The organism is Pseudomonas sp. SO81 (assembly GCF_030374125.1).
Lineage (GTDB): Bacteria > Pseudomonadota > Gammaproteobacteria > Pseudomonadales > Pseudomonadaceae > Aquipseudomonas.
Window position 1 is genome coordinate 4,760,414 of the sequence record NZ_CP126126.1, and the last position, 25,424, is coordinate 4,785,837.

Annotated in this window: 24 protein-coding genes; 13 read left to right on the forward strand and 11 right to left on the reverse strand. The window is 63.0% G+C overall.

Annotated elements, in window-relative coordinates; translation table 11 throughout:
- Positions 1-3: 3 nt before the first annotated feature.
- Positions 4-414 (forward strand): flavin reductase family protein, encoded by a 411-nt coding sequence (locus tag OH686_RS22815; RefSeq protein WP_289535452.1) that lies wholly within the window; start codon positions 4-6, stop codon positions 412-414.
- Here OH686_RS22815 and OH686_RS22820 read toward each other — a convergent pair.
- A complete protein-coding gene (locus tag OH686_RS22820; protein WP_289535453.1) occupies positions 411-1,280 on the reverse strand; it encodes an NAD(P)-dependent oxidoreductase in 870 nt (289 codons plus the stop codon). The two genes, OH686_RS22815 and OH686_RS22820, sit on opposite strands and share 4 nt — an antisense overlap.
- A gap of 220 nt (positions 1,281-1,500) precedes the next feature.
- Positions 1,501-2,256 carry an SDR family NAD(P)-dependent oxidoreductase gene (locus OH686_RS22825; RefSeq protein WP_289535454.1) on the reverse strand — a complete coding sequence of 252 codons (756 nt, stop codon included), beginning with the start codon at positions 2,254-2,256 and terminating at the stop codon, positions 1,501-1,503.
- A 268-nt stretch (positions 2,257-2,524) separates the two neighbouring features.
- Here OH686_RS22825 and OH686_RS22830 point away from each other — a divergent pair, with 268 nt between their 5' ends.
- From OH686_RS22830 to OH686_RS22845, 4 genes are all read left to right on the forward strand, one after another.
- Positions 2,525-3,409 (forward strand): AraC family transcriptional regulator, encoded by an 885-nt coding sequence (locus tag OH686_RS22830; RefSeq protein WP_289535456.1) that lies wholly within the window; start codon positions 2,525-2,527, stop codon positions 3,407-3,409.
- A gap of 269 nt (positions 3,410-3,678) precedes the next feature.
- Complete coding sequence (gene dksA, locus OH686_RS22835) at positions 3,679-4,077, forward strand: RNA polymerase-binding protein DksA (protein ID WP_289539127.1); 399 nt, start codon at positions 3,679-3,681, stop codon at positions 4,075-4,077.
- Complete coding sequence (zigA, locus tag OH686_RS22840) at positions 4,070-5,275, forward strand: zinc metallochaperone GTPase ZigA (protein WP_289535458.1); 1,206 nt, start codon at positions 4,070-4,072, stop codon at positions 5,273-5,275. Before dksA ends, zigA begins: the two co-directional genes overlap by 8 nt.
- Positions 5,275-5,916, forward strand: a complete 642-nt coding sequence (locus OH686_RS22845) for a DUF1826 domain-containing protein (protein WP_289535460.1) — start codon at positions 5,275-5,277, stop codon at positions 5,914-5,916. The genes zigA and OH686_RS22845 overlap by 1 nt, the downstream gene beginning before the upstream one ends.
- An 89-nt stretch (positions 5,917-6,005) precedes the next feature.
- Here the strand turns inward: OH686_RS22845 and OH686_RS22850 are convergent, their stop codons facing one another.
- A complete protein-coding gene (locus tag OH686_RS22850; RefSeq protein WP_289535461.1) occupies positions 6,006-6,506 on the reverse strand; it encodes a winged helix-turn-helix transcriptional regulator in 501 nt (166 codons plus the stop codon).
- 206 nt (positions 6,507-6,712) lie between these two features.
- On the opposite strand from OH686_RS22850, the gene OH686_RS22855 reads away from it, so the two are divergent.
- On the forward strand, positions 6,713-7,336 hold the full coding sequence (locus OH686_RS22855) for a cysteine hydrolase family protein (protein ID WP_289535463.1): 624 nt from the start codon (positions 6,713-6,715) through the stop codon (positions 7,334-7,336).
- Positions 7,337-7,368: 32 nt separating this feature from the next.
- On the forward strand, positions 7,369-8,541 hold the full coding sequence (locus OH686_RS22860) for an MFS transporter (RefSeq protein ID WP_289535464.1): 1,173 nt from the start codon (positions 7,369-7,371) through the stop codon (positions 8,539-8,541).
- Between the two features lie 287 nt (positions 8,542-8,828).
- Here the strand turns inward: OH686_RS22860 and OH686_RS22865 are convergent, their stop codons facing one another.
- On the reverse strand, positions 8,829-9,623 hold the full coding sequence (locus OH686_RS22865) for an SDR family NAD(P)-dependent oxidoreductase (protein WP_289535465.1): 795 nt from the start codon (positions 9,621-9,623) through the stop codon (positions 8,829-8,831).
- 102 nt (positions 9,624-9,725) lie between these two features.
- On the opposite strand from OH686_RS22865, the gene OH686_RS22870 reads away from it, so the two are divergent.
- Positions 9,726-10,676, forward strand: coding sequence for a GlxA family transcriptional regulator (locus OH686_RS22870; protein WP_289535466.1), 951 nt, complete (start codon positions 9,726-9,728; stop codon positions 10,674-10,676).
- A gap of 254 nt (positions 10,677-10,930) precedes the next feature.
- On the opposite strand, the gene OH686_RS22875 is transcribed toward OH686_RS22870, so the two are convergent.
- Positions 10,931-14,047 (reverse strand): efflux RND transporter permease subunit, encoded by a 3,117-nt coding sequence (locus tag OH686_RS22875; protein WP_289535468.1) that lies wholly within the window; start codon positions 14,045-14,047, stop codon positions 10,931-10,933.
- Between the two features lies 1 nt (position 14,048).
- Positions 14,049-15,140 carry an efflux RND transporter periplasmic adaptor subunit gene (locus OH686_RS22880; RefSeq protein ID WP_289535469.1) on the reverse strand — a complete coding sequence of 364 codons (1,092 nt, stop codon included), beginning with the start codon at positions 15,138-15,140 and terminating at the stop codon, positions 14,049-14,051.
- 143 nt (positions 15,141-15,283) lie between these two features.
- Here OH686_RS22880 and OH686_RS22885 point away from each other — a divergent pair, with 143 nt between their 5' ends.
- Both OH686_RS22885 and OH686_RS22890 read left to right on the forward strand, forming a co-directional pair.
- Positions 15,284-15,424 carry a hypothetical protein gene (locus tag OH686_RS22885; RefSeq protein WP_289535471.1) on the forward strand — a complete coding sequence of 47 codons (141 nt, stop codon included), beginning with the start codon at positions 15,284-15,286 and terminating at the stop codon, positions 15,422-15,424.
- On the forward strand, positions 15,421-16,620 hold the full coding sequence (locus OH686_RS22890) for an MFS transporter (protein WP_289535473.1): 1,200 nt from the start codon (positions 15,421-15,423) through the stop codon (positions 16,618-16,620). Before OH686_RS22885 ends, OH686_RS22890 begins: the two co-directional genes overlap by 4 nt.
- A gap of 230 nt (positions 16,621-16,850) precedes the next feature.
- On the opposite strand, the gene OH686_RS22895 is transcribed toward OH686_RS22890, so the two are convergent.
- The 4 genes from OH686_RS22895 to OH686_RS22910 form a co-directional block, all read right to left on the reverse strand.
- Complete coding sequence (locus OH686_RS22895) at positions 16,851-18,689, reverse strand: amidohydrolase (RefSeq protein WP_289539130.1); 1,839 nt, start codon at positions 18,687-18,689, stop codon at positions 16,851-16,853.
- A 156-nt stretch (positions 18,690-18,845) separates the two neighbouring features.
- Entirely contained in the window at positions 18,846-19,388 is a 543-nt protein-coding gene (locus OH686_RS22900) for an antibiotic biosynthesis monooxygenase (RefSeq protein WP_289535475.1), read from the reverse strand.
- 67 nt (positions 19,389-19,455) lie between these two features.
- Positions 19,456-20,469 carry an alpha/beta hydrolase gene (locus tag OH686_RS22905; RefSeq protein WP_289535476.1) on the reverse strand — a complete coding sequence of 338 codons (1,014 nt, stop codon included), beginning with the start codon at positions 20,467-20,469 and terminating at the stop codon, positions 19,456-19,458.
- Between the two features lie 148 nt (positions 20,470-20,617).
- Positions 20,618-21,304, reverse strand: a complete 687-nt coding sequence (locus OH686_RS22910; RefSeq protein WP_137972128.1) for a hydrolase — start codon at positions 21,302-21,304, stop codon at positions 20,618-20,620.
- 269 nt (positions 21,305-21,573) lie between these two features.
- On the opposite strand from OH686_RS22910, the gene OH686_RS22915 reads away from it, so the two are divergent.
- A complete protein-coding gene (locus OH686_RS22915) occupies positions 21,574-22,035 on the forward strand; it encodes a Rid family hydrolase (RefSeq protein WP_137972129.1) in 462 nt (153 codons plus the stop codon).
- 19 nt (positions 22,036-22,054) lie between these two features.
- On the opposite strand, the gene OH686_RS22920 is transcribed toward OH686_RS22915, so the two are convergent.
- Positions 22,055-23,041: a LysR family transcriptional regulator gene (locus tag OH686_RS22920; protein WP_289535479.1), complete on the reverse strand. Its 987-nt coding sequence runs from the start codon at positions 23,039-23,041 to the stop codon at positions 22,055-22,057.
- Positions 23,042-23,238: 197 nt separating this feature from the next.
- On the opposite strand from OH686_RS22920, the gene OH686_RS22925 reads away from it, so the two are divergent.
- Both OH686_RS22925 and OH686_RS22930 read left to right on the forward strand, forming a co-directional pair.
- Positions 23,239-23,913 carry a MarC family NAAT transporter gene (locus OH686_RS22925; RefSeq protein WP_289535481.1) on the forward strand — a complete coding sequence of 225 codons (675 nt, stop codon included), beginning with the start codon at positions 23,239-23,241 and terminating at the stop codon, positions 23,911-23,913.
- Positions 23,914-24,226: 313 nt separating this feature from the next.
- Entirely contained in the window at positions 24,227-25,384 is a 1,158-nt protein-coding gene (locus tag OH686_RS22930; protein WP_289535483.1) for an HD-GYP domain-containing protein, read from the forward strand.
- Positions 25,385-25,424: the final 40 nt, after the last annotated feature.

Genomic DNA, 25,424 nt, shown 5'->3' on the forward strand with positions numbered 1-25,424 from the left:
CCGATGATGCACCTGAAAGACCTTCAGTTGGCCAAATCCGCCGACCGCCTCCTCAATCACGGTCCTACCACGCTGGTAACTTTCGAGCATGGTGGCGTGCGCAACGTGATGGCTGCCTCATGGGCCATGCCGCTGGACTTCGATCCACCGAAGGTATTGCTGGTTTTAGATGGCAGCACTTTCAGCCGCCCGCTGCTCGAGGGTTCAGGCAGCTTCGTGCTCAACTTGCCCTCTCGCATGCAGGCGGAACTGACTTTAGCGGTGGGCTCGTGCAGCGGCAGGGAGGTCGACAAATTCGCCCGCTTCGGTATTGGCGAGGCCCGTGCCAAGGTGATCCAGGCGCCTATCGTCCCCGATTGTCTGGCGTATCTGGAGTGCCGTGTCATTCAGGAGCCGCACATACAGCAGCGCTAAGCGCGCGACGCCCAGAATGCCGGAACATACACGCAGTCATGCGCACCGAGCCCCGCACTGCTGGCTTCATCGAATGCTGCCAACGCTTGCAGGGCAACGGGGAGCGAGATGCCGCGCGCACAAGCCTCGTCCCGCAGCGTATGCAGATCCTTACGCATCGCGTCAATGGCGAACGTCGCCTCGATAGTTTGGTCGCCACCAAGTGCTGCCGCGACAGCGGCAGATTTGACCTTCAGAACATTCGCACCGCCAGCTGTCTCAGCGAAGAGCTCGACCCACCATGTCGGGTCCTTGCCAAGATCGCCTAAAAGGGCAAGCGCCTCGCCGAAGCTTTGCCAAAACACGAGCAGCGGAAGGTTGATGGCAAGCTTGGCCAGTGCACCGCTACCGACAGGCCCCATATGCTCAAGCCTGCGGCAAAGTTTGCTCAGCACGGGCCGAGCGCGTTCAATATCCGCGAGCTCGCCACCCGCCAAGCCTAGCAACTGTCCTGTTCGCGCAGGTCCCGTTGTACCGCCCACTGGGCACTCGATGAAACGACCACCTGCTTCTGTGATTGCCCGAGCGAGTACTTGCTGTGTGGCAGGACGCACGGTACTCATCTCGATAAACAGCTTGCCCTGCGCTCCCTCGACCAAGCCAGATTTCCCGAGATAAACCGCTTTGAGAGCAGTTTCGTCGAACAAGCAGGACAGGACGATATCGCTGCCAAGGGCCAATGTGTGTGGCGTCTCGGCTACCGGTAGGCGAGTCGCTACCGCTCTTTCGGCCGAGCGATTCCAGACCGAGAGGTTTTCTTCCGACTCTTGAAGACGCGCCGCAATAGCGGCGCCCATCTTGCCAATACCCGCAATACCTATTCGCATACAAAGACCGCCTTAACCGCGTATTGCCAAACGACCAGACCAACGCCTGGACACGCACGATCAGATTGCTGGCGCGTGAACCGCGCTACCGCGAAGCGCTGTCCAATCCGCTTGGTGGCGGAAAATTCCTGAATGACGGGCATGGGCATACGCGGATGACCGAGGTCTGGACTAGAACCGTGAAGGATGCGGTCCGAAGGCCGCATCCGTTTGCGTCCACTTAGATGGTCTGCCCACCGGAGACTTCGATACGCTGGCCAGTAACCCAGCGGTTGGCAGGGCTCAAGAGGCTGGCGATCATCGGGCCGATGTCGTCGGGCAAGCCCACACGGCCAAGTGCGGTCATGCCTGCAAACGCGTTGTTGTAGTCGGGAATGTCGCGGACTGCGCCACCCAGGAAGTCGGTTTCGATTGCGCCGGGGGCTACGGCGTTGACCGTGATGCCACGGCTACCCAACTCTTTGGCCATGTAGACGCTGAGTATTTCGACAGCGCCCTTAGCGGCCGAATAGGCCGAAAAACCGGGGAAAGACACACGGGTCAAACCAGACGAGAAGTTCACGATTCGTCCACCATCGGCCAGGAGTGGCAGCAGGGACTGGGTCAGAAAAAACACGCCTTTGACGTGTACGTCGAACAGCGCATCGAACTGAGCTTCCGTGGTGGCAGCAAAGTCGGCCATTTCGCCATGCCCGGCGTTGTTGATCAGGTGGTCGATGGTGTCGCGGCCCCAGGTGTCTTTTAGTGTCGCGCGTACCGCCGCCACGAAGTCCTGGAACGACGACACCTTACCGACGTCCAGCTGCAGGGCAACGGCTTTGCGGCCCAAGGCCTGGATGTCGGCCACCACCGCATCCGCCGCTTCTTTGCCATTGCGATAGGTAACGATCACATCGCCGCCATTGCGGGCGATGTTCAGCGCGGTATTGCGTCCAAGCCCACGGTTTGCGCCTGTTACAAGGGAAATAGTCGTCATCGTTAGTCTCCTGCCATGCAGATGTTGTGTGAGGGCTAAACGATGAAGCCTGGCGAGCAATACAGGTTGCGTGATTACCCAGATCAATTGCCTATTTATCCAAACTGTCCGGGCCAAAGGCACAGTGGCGTAGCGCTTGTTTGCCTAGAGGGCTTGGCGGCTTGGTTTGCCTATTCCTCCAAGTTTTTTGCTGCATTGTCCGGGCGTATTGCATCGGCATGCATTCGACGGTGCAATGCGCCCATACGGGCTGGAGAGTGGGTGGCCGATGAATGAGTTGCTTGAAGCGGCGAGTCGCTACGCTGAAGCGAATCACCACGCTGGCATTGCTGTCACACCGTTTCCTGGGCTGGTGATTCTGCGCGAAACAACCCCTACGGCGTTGCTTTACGCAGTCTCCAAGCCGCTGGTTGCAGTGGTGCTGCAAGGGCGCAAGCGGGTGGCGATGGGCAACCGGCTGTTCGAGTTTGGCGCAGGCGAGTCATTGATCGTGACCGCCGATGTGCCCACCGTCAGCCAGGTCATCACCGCGTCCCGAAATGAGCCCTATCTGGCGTTGGTCGTGGAGCTCGACCACGTACTTATCGAATCATTGGTCGTCGAAATGGGCACGGCCCCGTTCACGGTGGGCGAACCTGTGCGCGTAGATCCCACGGAAGGGGAGGTGGCAGACGCGGCCTTGCGCTTGCTGCGCCTGCTTGATCGCCCGAGATCGGTGGAGATATTGAAAGACCAACTGCTTAGAGAACTGCACTACTGGCTGCTTTCTGGCCGCCATGGAGGGGCGATTCGAGCGTTGGGGATTGCCAGCAGCCATGCGCAGCGAATTAGCCGTGCAATCGCCAGAATTCGCGAGGACTTCGCCAAGCCGTTGCGGGTGGAACAACTGGCGGATGAGGCCGGCATGAGCCTTTCGGGGTTCCATGTGCATTTCAGGACAATCACTTCGCTGACCCCGCTTCAATACCAGAAGCAGCTGAGACTGATTGAAGCCAGGCGCTTCATGCTCGATGGTTTGCCTATCGCCAAGGCCGCCTACGACGTTGGCTACGAAAGCATTCCTCAGTTCACCCGAGAATATGGCCGCCTGTTCGGTACGTCGCCAGCGAAAGATATCCGCGAAGTCAAAGTGCGGCTTGGCACCTCGGCTTAGCCGTACATCAAAACTAGAGCCGCGGGCCCACTCATCTCAACGAACAATCTAGGATGGCCACTCCTCAGGTGATACGCCCGTAAACGCTGTCCATTTGGTAAGGCGCCGATCCCTGCCTGGCAGACGGCGAAGGTGTCATCGATATCGCGCGCTCTGTCGATGAGCTGTCCATCTCAAGGGAAGTTTGCGGATGCAGTAAGTTATGTTATAACAAAATACAAAGTAACCTAACGAGATCTGCTTTGCTTAGCGAAACCGAACTGCTAGCCATGCCTGCCGACACCTACATGAATGAGCTGCAGCAGGCGTTCTTCCACCAGCTATTGCTCGGCCAGCGCATCGAGCTGCAGCAGCGAATCGACGAGGAGTTCGGCCAGTTGCGCGAACCGCAGCCAGCCAGCGACCCCGTCGACCTGGGCTGCGCCGAGGAACAGCGCCAATGGCAGCTGCGCCTGCTGGAGCGGGAGAAGAGGCTGCTGGACAAGATCGACGAAGCGCTGGAGCGCCTGGCTCGTGGTGAATACGGCTGGTGCAGTGAGACCGGCGAGCCGATCGGCCTGCGCCGGCTGCTGCTGCGTCCCACCGCCAGCCTGTGCATTGAGGCCAAGGAGCGTCAGGAGCAACGCGAACGCCATATCCGTGATGTGCGAGGAAACCCCAATGGATAAACGTCTACCCGTCACCGTGCTGTCCGGCTTTCTCGGTGCCGGTAAGAGCACCCTGCTCAACCATGTGCTGAAGAACCGCGAGGGCCTTCGCGTGGCGCTGATCGTCAACGACATGAGCGAGATCAACATCGACGGCGGCGAGGTGCAGCGCGATGTCAGCCTCAATCGCGCGGAAGAGAAGCTGGTAGAGATGAGCAACGGCTGCATCTGCTGCACCCTGCGCGAGGACTTGCTGGAAGAAGTGTCGCGCCTGGCCCGCGACGGTCGCTTCGACTACCTGCTGATCGAGTCCACCGGCATCAGCGAGCCGCTGCCGGTGGCCGAGACCTTCACCTTCCGCGACGAGCTGGGCCTGGGCCTGGCCGACCTGGCCCGTCTGGACACCCTGGTAACGGTGGTCGATGGGGTCAACTTCCTGCGCGACTTCCACGCCGCCGAGAGCCTGGCCAGTCGCGGCGAGACACTGGGCGAGGAAGACGAGCGGTCGATCAGCGACCTGCTGATCGAGCAGGTGGAGTTCGCCGACGTGATCCTGATCAGCAAGACCGACCTGATTTCCGGCGCCGAGCGGGAAGAGCTGACGGCCATTCTGCGCGGGCTGAATACCGAGGCCGAGATACTGCCGATGGTCATGGGCCAGGTGTCGCTGGCGAAGATCCTCAACACCGGCCGCTTCGACTTCGACCGCGCTGCCCAGGCGCCCGGCTGGCTCAAGGAGCTGCGCGGCGAGCACGTGCCGGAGACCGAGGAATATGGCATCGCCTCGACCGTCTACCAGGCACGCCGGCCCTTCCATCCCGAACGTTTCTTCGCCTTCCTCGACCGCGAGTGGGTCAATGGCCGACTGTTGCGCTCCAAGGGCTACTTCTGGCTGGCCAGCAAATACCAGGAAGCCGGCAGCTGGTCGCAGGCCGGCGGCTTGATGCGTCATGGCTATGCCGGGCGCTGGTGGCGCTTCGTGGCGAAGGCGCAGTGGCCGCAGGATGAGGAAGGGCTGCGCGCGGTGATGGCCAAGTGGCACGCCGGCGTCGGCGACTGCCGCCAGGAACTGGTGTTCATCGGCCAGGGCATCGACTTCGCCTTGTTGCGCCGCGAGCTGGATGACTGCCTGTTGACTGACGTCGAGATGGCCGCTGGCCCCGAAGCCTGGGCGCGCCTGCCCGACCCGTTTGGTACCTGGGCCGAGGAGGCTGCCTGATGCAGCCCCTGCAGTTGCGCCCGGCGACACGCCAGGTGCTGAGCGAGGAGCGTGAAGTGCTCACCGAGGTGCTGCATGACGGGGTCAATCTGGCCGTTTGGCAGCGCCGCTTGGTGCCGCAGGTGGCGGACTTCGTCGAGTTGCTGTTGGCCCAGCCGCTGGAGGTGGCGGAGTCCCTGCAGATCGATATAGATGCCGATGAGACGCTACGCATGCCGTCGCTGCTAGCCTCTCAGGCGGACCTGCAAGGTCACGAGGCATTCGTCGCCGATGTCACTTGGCTGATCGAGGCCTTCTCCTGCTTGCTGGATGCGAGGCGTATCGGGCTACGCCTGCGCAGCCTGGCCAAGCCAATGTGCCCGCGCTTTCACATCGACCATGTGCCGCTACGGCTGATCACCACCTATGCGGGGTTGGCCAGCGAATGGCTGAAGGAGGGCGTCATGGACAGGCGCCGGCTGGGCGATGCCCGGGCTGAACCGGGAGAGATTGAGCGTATCCAGCGGCTGGAGCCGGGCTGGGTGGCGCTGGCCAAGGGTGAGAAGTGGTCGGGCAACGAAGGCGCCGGGGTGATTCACCGATCTCCAACTCCACCAGCTGGAGAGCGGCGTTTGTTGCTGACGTTGGACTGGCTTGCCTGAGTTCCTTTCTTGTCGCTACGAATAGCTGTCTAGTAGATAAGTCGTTAGAGCACGGCAGTTATCGGCCATTAGCGGACGCTCAGAATCAGCTACTTCCGCTTGAAGGCCTCCCGGCGAGACTCGCGTTCGCCAAGGAAACGACTGCTGATCGACGCCTCCAGGTCCTTGCGTTCCACCGGGGTGCCGCAGTGGGGACAAACGCTGGCCACGCCCACATCATGGCCGCACGCGCGGTGCACGAAATGCACGGCCAGGCCCTCATCCTCGCTCTTGCACCACGTCTCGCCCCAGGCGCGCAGCGCGTAGATGACGGGGTAGAAGTCCCATCCCTTGTCGGTCAGATGGTATTCGTAGCGCAGCGGCTTTGCGTTGTAGGGCCGGCGCTCGACCAGGCCGTTGGCTTCCAGCGCTTTCAGGCGCGAGGTCAGCATCTGCGGCGTCGCCGCGGTCTGGATCTGCATTTCCTCGAAGCGTGTCGCGCCCATGTACAGCTCACGCAGGACCAAGAGGGTCCATTTGTCGCCCACCAAATCCACCGAGCGTGCCACCGGGCACACCGTATCGCTTGTCTCGTCCTGTCTTGGCGTCACGTCATCTACTCCGCACAAACTATTTTTTTCATAGTAACACGGCCGATGTTGCAATGCCCCGAGCAGTACCCATCAAAGCCCCGCCGTTGTTGACGCTATGAATATCATAGTTGATATTGTGCCTGTCGAGGCTTGCGTCATCGCAGCAAGCCATCGCCTGTACAGCAGAAGCTTCCTAACCCTCTCCCTGCAACTGGAGCACCGTCATGACCCATCCCGTGTATTTCCCGGAGCGGACCGGCCTGCTGCTGGTCGACCCCTACAACGACTTCCTGTCCGATGGCGGCAAGCTGTTTCCCCTGCTCAGAAGCATTGCGGACGACGTTCACCTGCTCGACAACCTGCGCGCGACCCTTGCCACCGCACGCAAGCAGGCCATCCAGGTGTACTACGTACCGCATCGTCGCTGGCAGCCCGGCGATTACGACCACTGGGATCACCCCAACCCGACCCAACGCCTGATCCAGCAGCGCCACACCTTTGCCAAGGACTCCTGGGGTGGCGAATGGCATCCCGACTTCGTCCCACAGGCAGGCGACATCATCATCCAGGAGCACTGGGGGCAAAGCGGGTTCGCCAATACCGACCTCGACTTCCAGCTCAAGCAGCGAGGCATCACCCATGTGATCGTCGTTGGTCTGCTGGCGAACACCTGTATCGAATCGACCGCACGCTTCGCCATGGAACTTGGTTATCACGTCACGCTGGTACGCGATGCGACAGCCGCCTTCAACAAGGAAATGATGCACGCGGCGCACGAACTGAACGGACCGACGTTTGCGCACAGCATCGTGGAGACCCGCGAGCTGGTGCAGGCCCTGCAGCAGTGAAGGGCGTCGTGCCTGTCTCTCCCGCAGCGCCGATGGGAGTGTCCGATCGCCTTGTCACCCTCATGGCCCTGTGCTGTTCACTCGCCGTATCGACCATCTATTACCACCAGCCGCTTCTGCCGCAGATGGCCGCGTCGTTTGGCCTGGCGCCGACACAGGCCGGCCTGGTCGCCACCTTGACGCAGCTTGGCTATGCGGCGGGCCTGCTGTTCATCGTGCCGCTCGCCGACTGCCGACAGCCACGCCAGCTCGCACTGATGGCCATCGCGGCGAATGCCGTCGCCTTGATCCTCTGCGCCGTGGCGCCGAGTTTCACCGTGTTGTGCGTGAGCAGCCTCCTGGTCGGCGTGACCGCGATCACCGCGCAGATCATCATCCCCACCCTGTCGGGACTGGTTGCTCCGGCTGAGCGCGGTCGCATCGTCGGCAGCCTGCTCGGTGGCCTCTCGGCAGGCCTGTTGCTAGCGCGCACGGTCGGAGGGTTCGCCGGTGCGCACACGGGATGGCGAGCCGTGTTCGTACTGGCCTCGCTCATCGATGTCGTGCTGCTGGTCCTTGTTGCCAGGAGCTTGCCCGCCGCCACGAGCATGCCGGCGATAAGCTATGGCCGGCTTCTGCGTTCGCTGGGCAGCCTGGTCCGGGAGGAAAGAGTGTTGCGTTACTGCGCGGCGAGCGGCCTCTTGATGTTCGCCGCGTTCAGTGCGCTGTGGGCCTCGCTGGCCGCGCTGCTGGCACAGCCGCCCTACGGGTTCGACTCCGCGACCATCGGCCTGTTTGGCCTGGTCGCCCTGTTGGGCATCGTCGCGTCCCCGCACATTGGCGCACTGAGCGATCGCCTGGGTGTCCGCCGCATGGTCCTCGCCGGTGCGATGGCGCTCGCCACGGGCTTCACCTTCATCGCCGCGGGAGGCCAGAGTCCCGGCTGGCTGATCGTCGGCATGGTGCTGCTCGACCTGGGCAACCGTGCCGGACTGGTTGCCAACCAGGCACGCGTATTCACGCTGCGTCCCGAGGCGCGCAGCCGCCTCAATACCGTATTCATGGCATCGTATTTTCTCGGCGGAGCGATCGGCGCCGCCCTGGGGAACTACGGGGTGCACCGGGCAGGCTGGCTCGGCCTTGCCGCTGTTGGCATCCTGCTTTCCTGCGCGGCCGCGGTGATCAATGCTCTTTCTCCCCTTGAGTCGAACTCGACGACGGACTAGGTGCGCCCATGAGCCATTCAAAGGCGACACTGCGGCGCACCTCATCCTTGAATTCCTGAAAGAACAGTCTTTCGCGCTGCAGCTGACCTCGAAAGCTGGCGATGCTCGCTCCTTGCTTGTTCGCCTCTTGCAAAGTCCGCTTGTGGCCGGAAGCGGACAATTCGATTACGCAGAGGGTGGAGGAACCTGCCCCTGCTATACCGTACAGCCTGGGCAACCTGAAGCTGCATGTAGAGGCGAGTTGGCTCCCCCTACATGAGCTGCTGTGCTGTCTGAAGGAAGCGTAATCAACTGGTATAGCGATCGGCAGGGACGCTCAGGGACAGGTTTGGCATGAGCTTTTGCCGCGCAGCCTCATAAGCTTCCAGTTCAGTGATATCCGGCAGGGCGGGGATGGTGACGAATTCCCCCTGGTCGAGCCCGGTAAGTGCTGCATCTACCATGGCATCTGCCTGCATAACGATGGCGCTTGGCAGGTGCTCTACAGGAGTGCCGGCCGTTGCCCAGAAATCGGTCGCAGTTGCGCCAGGCAATACGACCTGGATCCTGACATTCAAATCGTGGAGCTCTTTACGAAGGGATTGGCTGAAGGCAAGAACGAAGGCCTTCGATCCCCCATAAACGCCGTTCAGGATCTCCGGTGCGATCGCAACGATCGAGGCGATATTTATGATGGTCCCAGCACCTCGGGCCACGAAGCCCGGTGCGGCTGCATGAGTAAGGCGCATCAGCACGTTCACGTTGAGGGTGAGTAGATCCTCTAGCTCGTCGACATCTGATTCCAGCAGATTCTGAGTGGCGCCGACACCGGCGTTGTTTACCAGGGTCGTAATGCTTGCATCCTTGTGAAGGATGTTCTCAATCCTTACGAGATCAGCCTTGTCGGCGAGGTCGGCAACCACGACTTCGACGTTTCTTCCGGTCTCGTCGCTCAGCCGTCTGGCCAGCGCGTTGAGGCGCTCGCGATTGCGGGCGACCAGGATCAAGTCGTGGCCACGGCGGGCCAGGCGGTCGGCGTAGATCGCACCGATGCCGGACGAGGCGCCGGTGATGAGTGCGGTACCGAGATTGGGCTGAGTCATGTCGTTCTCCAGGGGTTAGGGGTTGGAGAACAGAGTGCGGCGGTTTTACTATGTCTTAAATGACATTTGTGGTCGTTTTTCAGGACATTGGCGGAGGCGCATATGCACAGAATCGGCTACCTGCTGATGGAGGGTTTCCAGGTACTTTCCCTGGCCACTCAGACCGTGTTCGAGTACGCCAACCTCGTCGCGAAGGAACCCTTCTACCGCATTCAGAACTTCTCTCCGGCCGGCGGGCTGGTGCGCTCCTCGCTGGGACTGGCCGTGGAGACTCGCCCATTGGACGCCCCCCGTCTGGCGGACACCTGGATGGTCGTCGGGGTCAATGACCCGCTGGCAACGCCGACGCCGGAGGCGGCCCTCGACTTCGTGCGTCAGGCCGGCAGCCAGGCGCGGCGCACGGTCGGCGTCTGCACCGGCGGCTTCGTGCTGGCCGAGGCGGGCCTGTTGGCCGGGCGCCGCGCGACGACCCACTGGGCCTTCGCCCAGGCCATGCGCAAGCGTTTTCCAGACATCGAAGTCGAGGACGACCGCATCTATCTCATCGACGGGCCCATCTGGACCTCCGCCGGTATGACCGCAGGGCTCGACCTGGCACTGGGCATGGTGGAGAAGGACCTGGGCGTGGAGGCGGCCCGTTCGGTCGCGCGCAAGCTGGTGATGCACCAGCGGCGCTCCGGCGGGCAGTCCCAGCATTCGGAGATGCTCGATCTGGCGCCCAAGTCCGACCGCATTCAGAACGCGTTGAACTACGCGCGCAACCACCTGAGTCGCTCGCTCAGCGTCGAGGAGCTGGCAGAGGTCGTGCACCTGAGCCCGCGTCAGTTCACCCGCGTATTCACCGCCGAAACCGGCCACTCCCCGGCCAAGGCCATCGAGGGGCTGCGCCTGGAAGCGGCGCGGCTGATGATCGAGCAGAGCCGCCACTCCCTGGAGGTGGTCGCCAGGGAAACCGGTTTTCGCGACCGTCGCCACATGCGCGAGGCCTTCCTTCGTGGCTTCGGCGTGCCACCCCAGGCCGTGCGGCGCGATGCCCGTGGCGTGGCGGGGTGAGGGGCTTCCCGAGCGGCTTGTATCCCACCGTATCCCGGCGCCTGCGCACACATGCGCATGCAAACCGGCCACGGGACGACACACCCGAGACATCTGCGTCGTCGAGACTGGGCCCGATCGCCTGGCCGCCGAGATGAGCGAAGCAGGTCAGGAATGATGTCCAACGATCCGAACGGAAGCCATTCGATGAAGACCCTGAAGAACCTGCTGACGTCCATCGTCTTTTCACTGGCTGGCGTGCGGCGCTACACGCCTCAGTGCGCTTCCAGAGGCGCCTGCTGCACGCTTAGCTTCTCCCAGTCGGGGCCGGTGCTGGCCTTGGGCCCGCGATTGACACGCAGCACCAGGGCGCAGAGCGCCGGTAGAAACAGCAGCGTCAGCACCGTACCGATCAGGACTCCGCCGATCAGCACAAAGGCCAGGGACGACCAGAACACCGAGAACGTCAGCGGGATGAAGGCCAGCGCGGCGGCCAGGGCCGTGAGCAGCACCGGCCGGGCGCGGCGCACCGTGGCTTCGATGATCGCCTCGCGCAGAGGGCGGCCGTGGGCCTGTTCCTGCTCGATCTGGTCGGTGAAGATCAGGGTGTTGCGCATCAGGATGCCGCCGATGCCGATCAGCGCCAGGATGGCGTTGAAACCGAAGGGCTGATCGAACAGCAGCAGCACGGGCACCGCGCCGATCAGGCCCAGCGGTGCGGTGGCGAAGACCATGAACATCAGGGCGAAGGAGCGCACCTGGAACATGATCACCACCAGCGTCAGCAGAATCATCACCGGGAACAGGACCGCCAGGGCCTTGTTGGCCTTGGCGCTTTCTTCCACCGGGCCGCCGATGGTCACCCGATAGCCCGCCGGCAGCTGGGCGATCAGCGGCTGCAGATCGGCGTACACGGCCTTCCCCACATCCGGCGGTTGCGTGCCCTTGATGATGTCGGCACGCACCTCGAAGGTCAGGTCGCGGTCGCGGCGCTTGAGGATCGGTTCCTCCATCACCGGCTGGAAGCGACCCACCTGCTCCAGTGGAATCGAAACGCCGGCGGCGTTGGTGATGGTCAGGCCCTCGATGCCGCCGAGATTCTCCCGCTGGGCATTCTGTGCTCGCACCATCACCGTCACGGTGCGGGTGCCTTCGCGCACTTCGGTCACCGGGTTGCCGGTGAGCAGGGCGTTGAGCTGGCTCTTCACCTCATCGGGGGTGAAACCGAGCAGGCGCAGGCGATCCTGGTCCAGCACCAGGCGATAGGAACTGACACGATCGCCCCAGTCGACGAAGGTGTCGCGGGTCTTGGGATTGGCGGCCACGATCTGGCGCACGTTTTCGCTGATCTGCCGCAGTTGCTCCAGATGCGGGCCGGACACGCGGAACACCACCGGGAAGGGCACTGGCGGGCCGAACACCAGCTGGGTGACGCGCACCCGCGCCGAGGGGAACTCGCCGGCGGCGATGCGTGCCTGTATGCGCTCGCGCAGGGCGTCGCGCGACTTGGAGTCCGCCGTCTGCACGATGATCTTGGCGAAGGCCGGGTCCGGCAGTTCCGGGTTCAGGGACAGGAAGAAGCGCGGCGCGCCGCCGCCCACGTAGGCGTCCACCAGTTTCGTCTGGGGCTCCTCCAGCAGGGCCTTCTCCACCTGGGCGACCACGCCTTCGGTGGCCTTGAAGGCGCTGCCCGGCGGCATGTACACCTCCACCAGCAGCTCGGAACGGTCGGAGTTGGGGAAGAACTGTTTCTTCACTGCGCCCATGCCCAGGCCGCTGACGACGAAGGCCGCCACCACCAGGGCGGTCACCGTCTTGCGGTGGTTTACGCACCAGGTGATCAGGGCGCGCAGGCGCTGGTAAAGAGCGTTGGCGTAGAGCGCATCATGGCCGCCGGCCACCGGCTGGATCTTCGGCAGCATCTTCACGCCCAGGTAGGGCGTGAAGAATACCGCCACCACCCAGGAGGCGAGCAGGGCGAAGCCGACGATCCAGAAGATGTTGCCGGCGTATTCCCCGGCGCCGGATTTGGCGAAGCCCACCGGCAGGAAGCCGATCACGGTCACCAGGGTGCCGGTCAGCATGGGGGCCGCGGTTGAGGTCCAGGCAAAGGTGGCGGCCTGGATGCGGTCGAGGCCTTCCTCCAGTTTCACCACCATCATCTCGATGGCGATGATGGCGTCGTCCACCAGCAGGCCGAGGGACAGGATCAGTGCGCCCAGGGTGATGCGGTCGAACTCGCGGCCGGTCAGCAGCATGACCACAAAGACGATGGCCAGGGTCAGCGGCACGGCGGCGGCCACCACCAGGCCCACGCGAAAGCCCAGGGCCAGCAGGCTGATCAGCATCACCACGCCGAGGGCGACGAAGAACTTGAGCATGAACTCGTTCACCGCGATGCGGATCTTCTCGGCCTGGTCGGAGACCTTGTCGAACATCACCCCCAGCGGCAGTTCGGCGTGGATGCGGTCCTCTTCGGCCTGCAGCGACTTGTCCAGCTCCAGGCCGTTGAAGTGCGGCTCCATGATCACGCCGAGCATCAGCGCCGGCTCACCCTGGTGGCGAATGCGGTAGGTCGGTGGGTCTTCGTAACCGCGTCGCACGGTGGCGACGTCGGCGATGCGCAGCAGTTTGCCGCCCGCGTTGATCGGCACATTCTCGATCAGCGTCAGGCTGTCGAAGGCACCGTCCAGGCGGATGTAGGCGCGCGGCCCGCTGGTTTCGACGAAACCGGCCGGGGCCACGCCGTTCTGCTTGCCCAGGGCTTCGAAGATCTGCTCCGGCTTGAGGCCCAGGGTGGCCAGGCGCTCGTAGGAGAACTCGACGAAGATGCGTTGGGCCTGTTCGCCGAGGATGTTGACCTTCTTCACGCCGGGCAGGCGTAGCATGCCCTGGCGCAGGTCCTCGGCCATCTGCACCAGCTGGCGGTGCGGCATCTGCCCGGCTTCCAGGGCGTAGAGGGCGAAATAGACGTCGGAGTATTCGTCATTGAAGAACGGCCCGATGACGCCACGGGGCAGGCGCTTGGCCTCGTCGGTGAGCTTCTTGCGGGTCTGGTAGAAGAGGGCCTGGATGTCCTTGGGCCGGGTGGAGTCCTGATACTGCAGTTTCATGGAGACGAAGCCGGGCTGGGCGATGGTCTCCACCCGATCATAGAGGTCCAGCTCCTGCAGGCGCTTTTCCAGGCGGTCGGCCACCTGCTCCTGCATTTCTCGCGCGGTGGCACCCGGCCAGGCGGCGGTGATGGTCATGGTCTTGACCGTGAAGGACGGGTCTTCGGCGCGCCCCAGCTTGCCAAAGGCGATGGCCCCGGCGACCAGGGTGGCAAGGATCAGGAACAGGGTGATTGCCCGGTTGCGCACCGCGAAGGCTGAGAGGTTGAAGCGGCTCATCTCAGTGCTCCAGGGCCAGGGAGGGGGCTGGCAGTTCACGCACGCTGTCACCGGGGCTGAGCAGATTGGCGCCGAGGGCGACTATGCGTTCGCCCGGTTGCACGCCACCCTGGAGCACCGCTTCTTCCTGCTCCAGGCGCACCACCTTGACGGCGCGCAGCTCGATCTTGCCGTCGTTACCGATGATCCAGACGCCGGTGCCCTGGCCCTTGTCATGCAGCGCACCCAGCGGGACACGCAGCAACGGCTGCCGGCTCGTGCCATCGAGGCGCAGGGTGATGGTGGAGCCGATAGCCAGGGCCGCAGATTCGCCGCCCAGGGTGTAGCGGGCGCGGAACGTGCGGGTGGTGCTGTCCGCTGCGGCGGACAGCTCGCGCAGGGTGGCGGGTACGGCGTCGCCCGAGGCGCCATAGGGATAGGCCAGGGCCGGCTGGCTGGCGAGCGGACGCTGGGTTTCCGGAATGTCGATCACCGCCTCGCGGGCGCCGTCGTGGGCGAGGCTGGCGACGATCTGGCCTTCGGCGACGACCTGGCCGCGATCCACCCGTACCTCGGTGATCACGCCGTCTCCGTCGGCCTGGAGGGTGGAGTAGGTCCGGCGATTTTCCACCTGGGCCGCCTCCGCGCTGGCGGCGGCGTGCTCGGCCTGGGCCACCCGCAGGCGGGTGTTGGCCTGATCGTAGATCTGCCGCGAGACCGCCCCGGTTCCGCTCAGGCGACGGTAGCGGGCTTCATCGTCACGGGCCTGGCGCAGCTCGGCGGCGGTGGCGGTCACCCGGTTGCGCGCCGTGCGCAGGGCCAGCTCGAAGTCGGTGTTGTCCAGCACCAGCAGCACGTCGCCTTGCTTGACGCGGGTGCCCGGGTCCACCTTGCGGGCGATCACCTTGCCACCGACGCGAAAGCCCAGGTCGCTGGTGGTGCGGGCCGCCACCACGCCGGTATAGAGCGAGCCTTGCTGGGACGCCAATTGCACCTGTGTTGTGAGTACCGCACGTGGTTGAGGGGCAGAAGCCAGGGTGTCGGCCTGACTGTCGCAGCCGCTTAAAGCCAACACAGACACAGGAATCAGGGCAAGCAGGACAAGGTGTTTCATAGTGCGATCCTCGTATGGGGCGGCTGCGGGGCGGAGTACCGCGTGTCGAAAATATGATAGTCATAATCCAATTTCATGTATATATGTCGATCGTAATCTTATTCGTCCTGCCAAGGACAAAACGACCAACGGAGGTGCGCTCGATGAGCAATGAACAACACGCGATGCAGTGCGAGGCGAAATGCGCTTTGGCGCTCGCCGTTAGCGGCGACGACTGGCAGGCCATGGAAGGGCAGTTGATTGCCCTGGAGTTGAAAGCCACAGAAGAAGGAGCCTGGTCATGAACCCGTCCCGCCTGCTGCTTGCAATGCTCATGGTGCTAACCGCACTAGGAGAAATCTCCACGCAGTTGCTGATTCCTGCCCTCAGCAGGATCGAGCAGGGCCTCGGTGCGATGCATGGAGCCAGCGTTGCTGCTCTGTCCGGTTTCGTAGCCGCATTTGGTATCGGGCAGTTGCTGCTGGGACCACTGTCCGATCGGGTTGGCCGTCGACCTGTTCTGATTGGTGGTCTCGCGCTCTATTTGGCCGCCACCGGCTGGATGCTGCTGGCCGATAGCATGACCGGCTTCATCCTCGGGCGTGTAGCCCAAGGTCTCGGTGCCTGCGCCGCTCTGGTCCTGGCGCGAGCTATCGTCCGCGATGTTTGGAAGGCCCAGGCCGCGCCGGCCTTGGCACTGACGGTCATCGGTATGCTCAGCGCAATCGCTCTGGCTCCGATGGTAGGTGGCCTGCTGACCCAATGGGGTGGCTGGCACGCTCCCGTTCTGGCGTCGATGACTATCGGCAGCATCGCGTTGCTGTCGGTGCTGACGTTCTACCGTGAGTCCAATCTCAGTCTTGATCCCACAGCTGGGCACCCGGCGACCTTGGCACGGGACTATCTCGACCTGCTCAAGCAGCGTTCTAGTCGTGCTCTGGCCTTGACCCTCGCGGGTACTTACGGCGCGATGTTCGCTGTGATAGCGGGTTCATCCGCAGTCTATATCGATCTTCTGGGACTGAGTTCGGCGCAGTACGGCATGGTGTTTGGGGTAACAATCTCTGGCCTGATCGCCGGCGCCTTGTTCACTCAGCGCAAGATCATGCAACTGGGGCCGCAGCGCATTGTGGGTATTGGCATCAGTTTGGTGGCCGCCGGGGCTGTGCTCTCGATTCTGCTGCACTCTGCGCTCGGTCTGTCAGTGCTTGGCGTCTCCCTGCCGCAGGTGCTGGTAACCCTGGGCGGCGGCATGCTGATCCCGGCGTCGGTTGCTGGCGTGGTCATACCCAATGCTCACCGTGCCGGGCTCGCCGCTGGTCTGATGGGCTTTTCGCAGATGCTCGGTGCTACTTGCAGTGGCTTATTGCTAGGCGCCCTGCAGGACGGCACTGCCTGGCCGATGATAGGTCTACAGGGCGCATTCGCTGTAAGCGCTTTTAGCCTGTTCAAACTGATGACCCGTCAGACGCGCACCGCCGCTGTGTCAGCAGCGGGTTAGACGGTTGCATAGATATCTCTGGCATCGGCTGGAGATATCGCAATGGGATTGAAAGATCAGCTATTGGCCGGAAGCTGCGTGTCACCGATAACTGCTTCCGGCCAATAGCGGTCGGTGAGTCCCTAGAAATCGGGGGCGATTCAGGGCTTATGCGATGCTGCGGGTTGCTGGAGACCAGCGAGATAGTGCCCACGCGCCGGGTTGTTGGCCGGCGCGTGAGCGGCTTCGCATCAGAAGGCGAAGCAGGAGCAGCCGAACGCGCCCCAGAAGCCCTGGAAGTCGCTGATCGGCACTGACGAGCGCCGCGCGCGGTCATGGCTGTGAGCATGCACGGCACAAGCGCCAGCGCACTGGTGCACCTGCGCCACCAGCGGCGCGCCGGGCTTCCAGTGGCCGGGCACCTTGGCCACAGGCGACCAGTCTGGCAGTACCGGGGCCGGCGGCGGTGCCAGCTTGTCGAACTCGCCGGCGCCGTAAACCACCTTGCCGTCGACTACCGTGAGCACCGACTCGATCCACTTGATGGCTTCTTCCTCGACGCTGAAGAAGTCCGCCGACAGCGCGGTCAGGTCCGCCAGCTGGCCAACCTTGATCTGCCCCTTCTTACCCTGCTCGCTGGAGAACCAGGCGCTGCCGTGGGTGAACAGTTCCAGCGCGGTAGCGCGCGACAGGCCCTGCGGATAAAGCTCCAGGCCGCCGACGGTCTTGCCGCTGACCATCCAGTACAGCGAGGTCCAGGGATTGTAGCTGGCCACCCGGGTGGCATCGGTGCCGGCGCCGACCGGCACGCCTTCGGCCAGCATGCGCTGGATCGGCGGGGTCTTTTCCGCCGCCTTGGCGCCGTAGCGGTCGACGAAGTACTCGCCCTGGAACGCCATGCGGTGCTGGATGGCGATGCCGCCGCCCAGGGCGCGCACCCGCTCGATGTTCTTCGGCGTGATGGTCTCGGCATGGTCGAAGAACCACGGCAGGCCGTTGAACGGGATGTCGCGGTTGACCTTCTCGAACACGTCGAGCATGCGCGAGATGGATTCGTCATAGGTGGCGTGCAGGCGGAACGGCCAGCGCTGCTCGACCAGGTGGCGCACCACCGGCTCCAGGTCGCTTTCCATGTTCGGCGCCAGGTCCGGGCGCGGCTCGAGGAAGTCCTCGAAGTCGGCGGCGGAGAACACCAGCATCTCGCCGGCGCCGTTGTGGCGCAGGAAGTCGTCACCTTGGTGCAGCTTGACGCTGCCGGTCCAGTTCTTGAAGTCGGTCAGCTCTTCCTTGGGCTTCTGGGTGAACAGGTTGTAGGCGATGCGCACGGTCAGCTGTTGGTCCTTGGCCAGCTGTTCGATCACCTGGTAGTCGTCCGGGTAGTTCTGGTAACCGCCGCCGGCGTCGATGGCGCTGGTCACGCCCAGGCGGTTGAGCTCGCGCATGAACTGGCGGGTCGAGTTGACCTGGTACTCCAGCGGCAGCTTCGGCCCCTTGCTCAGGGTCGAGTAGAGGATCATCGCGTTGGGTCGCGCCACCAGCATGCCGGTGGGTTCGCCATTGGCATCGCGGACGATCTCGCCACCCGGCGGGTTGGGCGTGTCCCTGGTATAGCCGACCACCCGCAGCGCGGCGCGATTGAGCAGTGCGCGGTCGTACAGGTGGAGGACGAACACCGGGGTATCCGGCGCCGCCTTGTTCAGCTCGTCGAGGGTCGGCATGCGCTTCTCGGCGAACTGGAATTCGTTCCAGCCACCGACCACCCGCACCCACTGCGGGGTGGGCGTGCGGTCGGCCTGCTCCTTGAGCATGCGCAGGGCGTCGGCCAGCGAGGGCACGCCTTCCCAGCGCAGCTCCAGGTTGTAGTTGAGGCCGCCGCGGATCAGGTGCAGGTGCGAGTCGTTGAGACCGGGGATCACCGTGCGCTTGTGCAGGTCGATGATCTGGGTGGCGCTGCCGCGCAGGGCCATGACCTCAGCATCGCTGCCGACGGCGAGGAATCGCCCGTCCTTGATCGCCACGGCGCTGGCCGTGGGCTTCTCGCGGTCGACCGTGTGCAGGCGGCCGTTGAACAGGATCAGATCGGCTTTCATATCGCTCCCCAGACTGCTGGCGAAAGAACTGCCGGCAGCGCCGGCAAAAGGTAGGGCGGCCCACAGCGCGCCGGCGGCGCCGAGCACGGAACTGCTGGCGAGGAAGTTGCGGCGGCTTTTATCGGTCGGGTCTTGGCTCATGACTTTCTCCAGTACTCAGCGCGCGCTCAGCCAGCCGGCGAACCAGGCAGTGACACGCGGCATGAACAGATAGACGACGGACAGCACGATGCTCAGGGTGATCAGCACGTTGCTCGGAACATAGCCACTCAGCCAGGGTAGCCGGCTGAACAGCGGCTGCCAGAGCAGCGGCATCAGCAGGGTCAGTGGCTGGATGACCAGGAAGGTGATGCAGGCCTGCTTCCAGCGCGGTGGCGGGGTCGCGGCCCGCTGCTCGGGGACGAACCAGAACTCGTGGCCGTCGTGCAGCTCCTTGCTTTCTTCCTCGGCCAGCAGCGGCGTGACCTCGGCGATCAGCGCGCCGCGCTCGGCGGAATCAAGCCAGGCCTGCAATTGGCCGGCGCTGGCAAAACGCAGTACCGAGGTGAACAGCGCGTCGTTGCGCAGTACATCGACACCGAGGTGTCCTGGGTAGTCGCTGGCCACGCGGGTGATGCGCCGTAGCCAGGTCTCATAGGCGGGCACCTGACCGCTGGCGACCCGGTGCCGAATGATCAGGGTGACGGTTTCTGTGGGCATATTGCAGTTCCTTGTGCACGCTGTCCCGGCGCACTGCCGTGCCGGGGCAGACGAGTTGCTGGGTTGATTACTGCAGGTGCTGCTTAAGCTCGAGACCGGCCTGGCGCATGGCGGCCTGCACGGCCGGGACATGGGCCAGCGGGTTGAGCAGGCCGTAGTCGTGGATCATGCCGTTGTAACGCACGGCGGTGACCGTCACGCCGGCGGCGTCCAGCTTGCGCGCATAGGCCTCGCCCTCGTCACGCAGCACATCGAACTCTGCGGTCTGGATCAGCGTCGGCGGCAGGCCCTTCAGCTGTTCGGCAGAGGCGCGCAGCGGCGAGGCGAAGCGCTCGGCGCGCTGCTTCGGGTCGGTGGTATAGCTGTCCCAGAACCACTGCATCATAGGCTTGGTCAGGAAGTGGCCCTGGGCGAACTGGTTGTAGGAGGCCGTCTCGAAGCTGGCATCGGTCACCGGCCACAGCAGCAGCTGGAAGCGCAGATTGGGTGTACCGGCTTCCTTGGCTTTCAGTGCGACCACCGCGGCCATATTGCCGCCGACGCTGTTGCCGGCCACCGCCAGGCGGGAGCTGTCGACCTGGATGTCCTTGCCGTGCTCACCGACCCACTGGGTGGCGGCGTAGGCCTGGTCGATGGCGGTCGGATACTTGGCTTCCGGCGAAGGCGTGTAGCCGACGTAGACGGCCACGGCGCCGGAGTTCACCACCAGGTCGCGGATCAGGCGGGCATGGGTCGTATAGTCGCCGAGCACCCAGCCGCCGCCGTGGAAGAACATGAACACCGGCAGATCGCCCTTGGCGCCTTCGGGACGGACGATGGTCAGTGGGATCGACTGGCCGCCGGCCTGAATGGTCTTCTCGGACACGCTCACGCCGGACAGATCGACCTTGACCGAGGCCTGGGCGCCGACCAGCACGGCGCGGGCGTCTTGCGGGCTGAGGGTTTCCAGCGGCTTGCCGCCGCCGGCTTCCAGGGCCTGGAGGAAGGCCTGGGTGTTGTGTTCCACGCCGGGGCTGCCGGCGGCAAGGGCATTGCCGGTGGCCAGGGCCAGCAGCGAGGTGAGCAGGGCGAGACGATTCATGCGGATACTCCTTGTTTGTCGACCAGTGAGAGGGTTACGTCGATGTTGTCCTGGTAACGCGCGCAGCGGTGCCCACCATCGGGAGCTATAGGCTTGCGTCTGTCATTCGGTTGAAAGAGCCGCCCCCGAGAGCCGGGGGCGCTCAGGCTTAGATGGGAGCGGCGACAGGGGCCAGGGTCGGGCCGTGCGCAACGCGCTCAGGTGCCTTGTGGACCATGGTGTAGGCGTAGTCGACGCCCATGCCGTATGCGCCGGAGTGTTCCTTGACCAGGCTCATGACGGCGTCATAAGTGTCGCGATTCTTCCAGTCGCGCTGCCATTCCAGCAGCACTTGCTGCCAGGTCATCGGCACTACGCCAGCCTGGATCATGCGCTGCATGGCGTAGTCGTGTGCTTCCTTGGTAGTGCCGCCGGAAGCGTCGGCCACCATGTAGATCTCGTAGTCGGCATCGTGCATGGCGGAGAGTGCGAAGGTGGTGTTGCACACCTCGGTCCACAGGCCGGCGACGATGATCTTTTTGCGCCCGTTCTTCTTCAAGGCATCACGAACCTTCTGGTCGTCCCAGGAATTCATAGAGGTGCGCTCGAGCAGGGGAGCATCGGGAAACACCGCGAGCAGTTCGGGGTAGGTATGGCCGGAGAAGCTCTCGGTCTCCACCGTGGTGATGGTGGTGGGGACGTCGAAGATCTTCGCTGCCTTGGCCAGAGCCACCGTGTTGTTCTTCAGAGTTTGCCGATCGATGCTCTGGACCCCGAAGGCCATCTGGGGCTGGTGGTCAATGAAGATCAGTTGGCTGTTCTGGGGAGTCAGGACTTCGGTTTTCGGATTGTTCATTGTCGTTACCTGTCGGTGGTTGGAGGGTCTTGGTGTGGTTCTCGGCGGTTGCATTCGCTTCGTAGTCCCGGCAGTACAGGGGCTTTCGGAGCGGCTACGGCCTGAACTCGAATCCAAGTTAGCGGATCGACAGGCAGTTCGTTTGTGCATTTTTGCGCTTTCAATGGCGCGCAAATGCGCCATCAAAGACGCGCCGGCGCTGCTAGCATCCGCCGTCCACCAACCGAACCGACGCGATCCAGGCGTCCGATCCGAACAAGGAGAATGCAATGGCGGCTTCACGTCCCAATGGCCAAAAAACCGCGTACTGGGGTGTTCCCTGGGAAGAGGGGTATGGCTATCCACAGGCGCGGCAGGTGGGGAATGAGATCTATGTATCCGGCCAGTTCAACCACGATGAAGACGGCAACCTGGTTGCCCCCGCACCGCTGGATAGCAAGGGGAAGCCCCGTGATTTCTCCGCGATGGGAAAACAGATGCGTACCGCCTATGACAATATCGCCAAGCTGCTCGCCCTCTACGGCGCCACGCTTGAGGACGTAGTCGAAGAGACGCTGTATGTACTGGACATGGACGCGGCATTCGCCGTGGCGGGCAGTGTCCGCAAGGCAGCCTATGGCACCGAACACCCGCAGTGCGCGAGCAATATCATTGGCGTGTCCAGATTGGCGCAGCGTCCGCAACTGATCGAAATCGCTTGCAAGGCAGTTATCGGCGCGCGAGCCGATTAAGCGAGATTCCCGCCCGGAACTACTCGGCCGGTTGAGCGAGTTGCCCCTCGATGAGGGGCTTCTGGTTCGCCACTGCGGCGGCGCAGAAGGTCATGAATGCCTTGACTCGCCAAGACTTCCGAATGTCCTGGTGGGTGAGCAGCCAGAGTTCATCATTGAGCTCGGGCACCACCGGGCCGACGCGCCTCAGCCCCGGTGTGATATCGCCCAGCATGCAGGGCAGGAACCCGAAACCGAGCCCCGCCACGATTGCCACGCTCGCTGCTGCGACAGAGTCGGTGCGATAGGAAATGCAGTGCGCATTCACTCTGTTGTCGACGTAGCTGGTGGCCTTCAGGCCGCTAAGGCCACCGGAATACGACACCCACGACTGGCCTTCGGCGAAAAGCGCAGAAGCAGGCGCGCTTCTGAGGTTGCCGTAAGGTGCCCAGGCGATCGTCGCGAGTTTGCGCCCCACCAGGCTTTCCGAGGGTTTCTTGGTCGCTCTTACCGCGATGTCCGACTCGTCCCGGGCAAGACTCAACGTTTGGTTACCCACCAGAACCTCGATCGTTATCCCTTCGTTGACCGCCTTGAAGTCCGCAATGATGGGGGTGAGGAAGTACAGGAGTAACGAGTCACTGGTGGTGATTCGCAGCTTGCCCAGAAGCCCGTGCTCCGCACGTGATATGCGCCGAGCGACGCTGACGATATCGAGCTCGACGCGTTCGGCCAGGGCTCGCAACTCGGCGCCTTCCGTGGTGAGCATGTAACCCGAGCGTCGGTGATCGAACAGAGCGATCCCCAGTGCTTTCTCGAGCTGGGCCACTCGGCGTGAGACGGTGGATACGTTGATCCCGAGCTTCTTGGCAGTCAGGGCGCGATTGCCGCACTCGCTGAGCGTCTTGATGATTCGAAGATCGTCCCACGAGAGCTGGTTTACAGCTTCGCTCAGGTCCCATTTGGCACTGCCTTGCGTACCCTGACCCGATGAAATACCTCTAGGTGATGATTTCACGCCAAACATCCCAAATCTCGTTTTCGCGCATCATATGAAAAGGCATATCGAAGAGCCATCGAGAGGCTTGCAGTGTGGTTGGCGGTCACGGACGTCCTACCGGGGCCTGCTCGTTCAACGTCTATATTCAGACGGCGACACCGACAGACTCGCTTCCGCAGTCAGTAGCCGCGGCAAACCACCAGAAATTTTCAGGATGACTGGGCATGGGCAACTTATTCGACGCCATTATTCTGGGGCTGCTGGCATTGCTGCCATTGATAAACCCGCCCACGACAGTGGCACTTTTCCTGGCTCTCTCCCAAGGCCTTAGTCGCGAGGAAAAGAACCGCCAGGCGCTCCTGACCGCACTCAATGTCTTTCTGATCATGACGTTCACCTACTACGTCGGTGAGCTGATCATGAGTGTCTTCAATATATCGATACCGGGATTGCGCATCGCAGGCGGCGGCATTCTGATCATAATTGGCGCGCGAATGCTGTTCCCCCAACCCGTTCAGCCATCGACCTCTCGCGACGGCGAGGCACCAAGAGCCAGTTTTGCCTTTGTCCCGCTGGCCATGCCCAGCACTGCCGGACCCGGCACTATCGCGATGATCATCAGCGCCTCTGCCACCCTCAAGCAGAATACGAGCTTTCCATCCTGGGTAATTCTGATAGCACCGCCATTAATCTTCTTGGCCACCGCACTCATACTCTGGGGGTGTTTGCGGGCTTCCGACCTGATCATGAAGATCACTGGCCCGTCCGGCATTGATGCCATATCCCGTGTAATGGGCTTTTTGCTCGTGTGCATGGGGGTGCAATTCGCCATCAATGGGGCGATAGAAATCCTGCAGACCCTCATCGATAACAACGCGCAATTACTTCGCAGCCCGTAAATCGCTTACCCCCGCGTAGCTAAAGACAGGGCGCTTCCGCGCCCGATATCTCCATTCACGCGCCTTTCTGGTCCGGGTATCGATATATAGGTATTACGCGCTGCCTTGGGCCTTCGGCTAGCGCGCCGGGCGTTCCCAGGCAGGATGCTCAAGCCGATCTAATATTTATTCAGCCGTTTGGCTTGCCGGCCAGGAAGTACAGCGTTCGCTAAAGCCCGAGAGCCAGCATCGTTCGATGCAGCCCATCGAAGTGCTGGAAAGCTACAGCTGGTCCTCTCTACGCAGAGGAAACATGGCAGGGAGGGTCGCCGTTATGAGCATAGGAGAGAGCCACTACAACCCGTCCACCATCCTGGTGGTCGACGATACGCCAGACAACCTGATGCTGATGGCCGACCTGCTCAAGGACAGATACCGGGTCAAGGCGGCTAACAGTGGCGAGAAGGCGTTGCACATTCTGCAGGGCGACTCGCTGCCGGATCTGATCCTGCTGGACATCATGATGCCGGGGCTGTCCGGCTACGAAGTGGCCGAGCGCCTGCAGGGCGACAAGCGCACCCAGCACATTCCGATCATCTTCCTCACGGCCATGGCCGCAACCGAGGACGAGATCCACGGTCTCGAGCTGGGCGCCGCCGACTACATCACCAAGCCGATCAGCCCGCCGGTGGTCCTGGCCCGGGTCGAGACCCAGCTCAAGGTCAAGGCGGCCGCGGACTTCCTGCGCGACCAGAACGACTACCTGGAGCAGGAGGTGCAGCGCCGAACCCGCGAGGTCATGGCCATCCAGGACGTGACCATCCAGGCCATGGCATCGTTGGCCGAGACCCGCGACAACGAGACCGGCAACCACATCCGTCGCACCCAGAATTACGTCAAGCTGCTGGCCGAGCTGCTGCGCGAGCACCCGCGCTTCCGCCACTTCCTTGATGAGGACACCATCAAGCTGCTGTTCAAGTCGGCGCCGCTGCACGACATCGGCAAGATCGGTATTCCCGATCGCATCCTGCTCAAGCCGGGGCGCTTCACCCCGGAAGAGTTCAAGATCATGAAGACCCACACCACCCTGGGGCGCGATGCCATTCAGCATGCCGAAGACCAGTTGGGGGTGAAGGTCGACTTTCTCCACTTCGCCAAGGAGATCGCCTACAGCCACCAGGAGAAGTGGGATGGCAGCGGCTACCCCGAAGGCCTGGCTGCCGACGACATCCCCATCAGCGCGCGCCTGATGGCCGTGGCCGATGTGTACGACGCGCTGATCAGCCGCCGCGTGTACAAGCCCGGCATGCCCCACGAGCAGGCGGTGGGCATCATCCGCGACGGCCGCGGCTCGCACTTCGATCCGGACATCTGCGATGCCTTCCTGGCCAACGCCGAGCGTTTCCGCGAGATTGCCGAGCGCTTCGCCGACAGTGACAAAGACATGGCCAAGCAGATCGCCGCCCTGGAGCAGCTTGCCCAGGATCCCTGAATCGCAGGCCCCAGTAGGCGATAGCCAAGGAGTGCAGTCC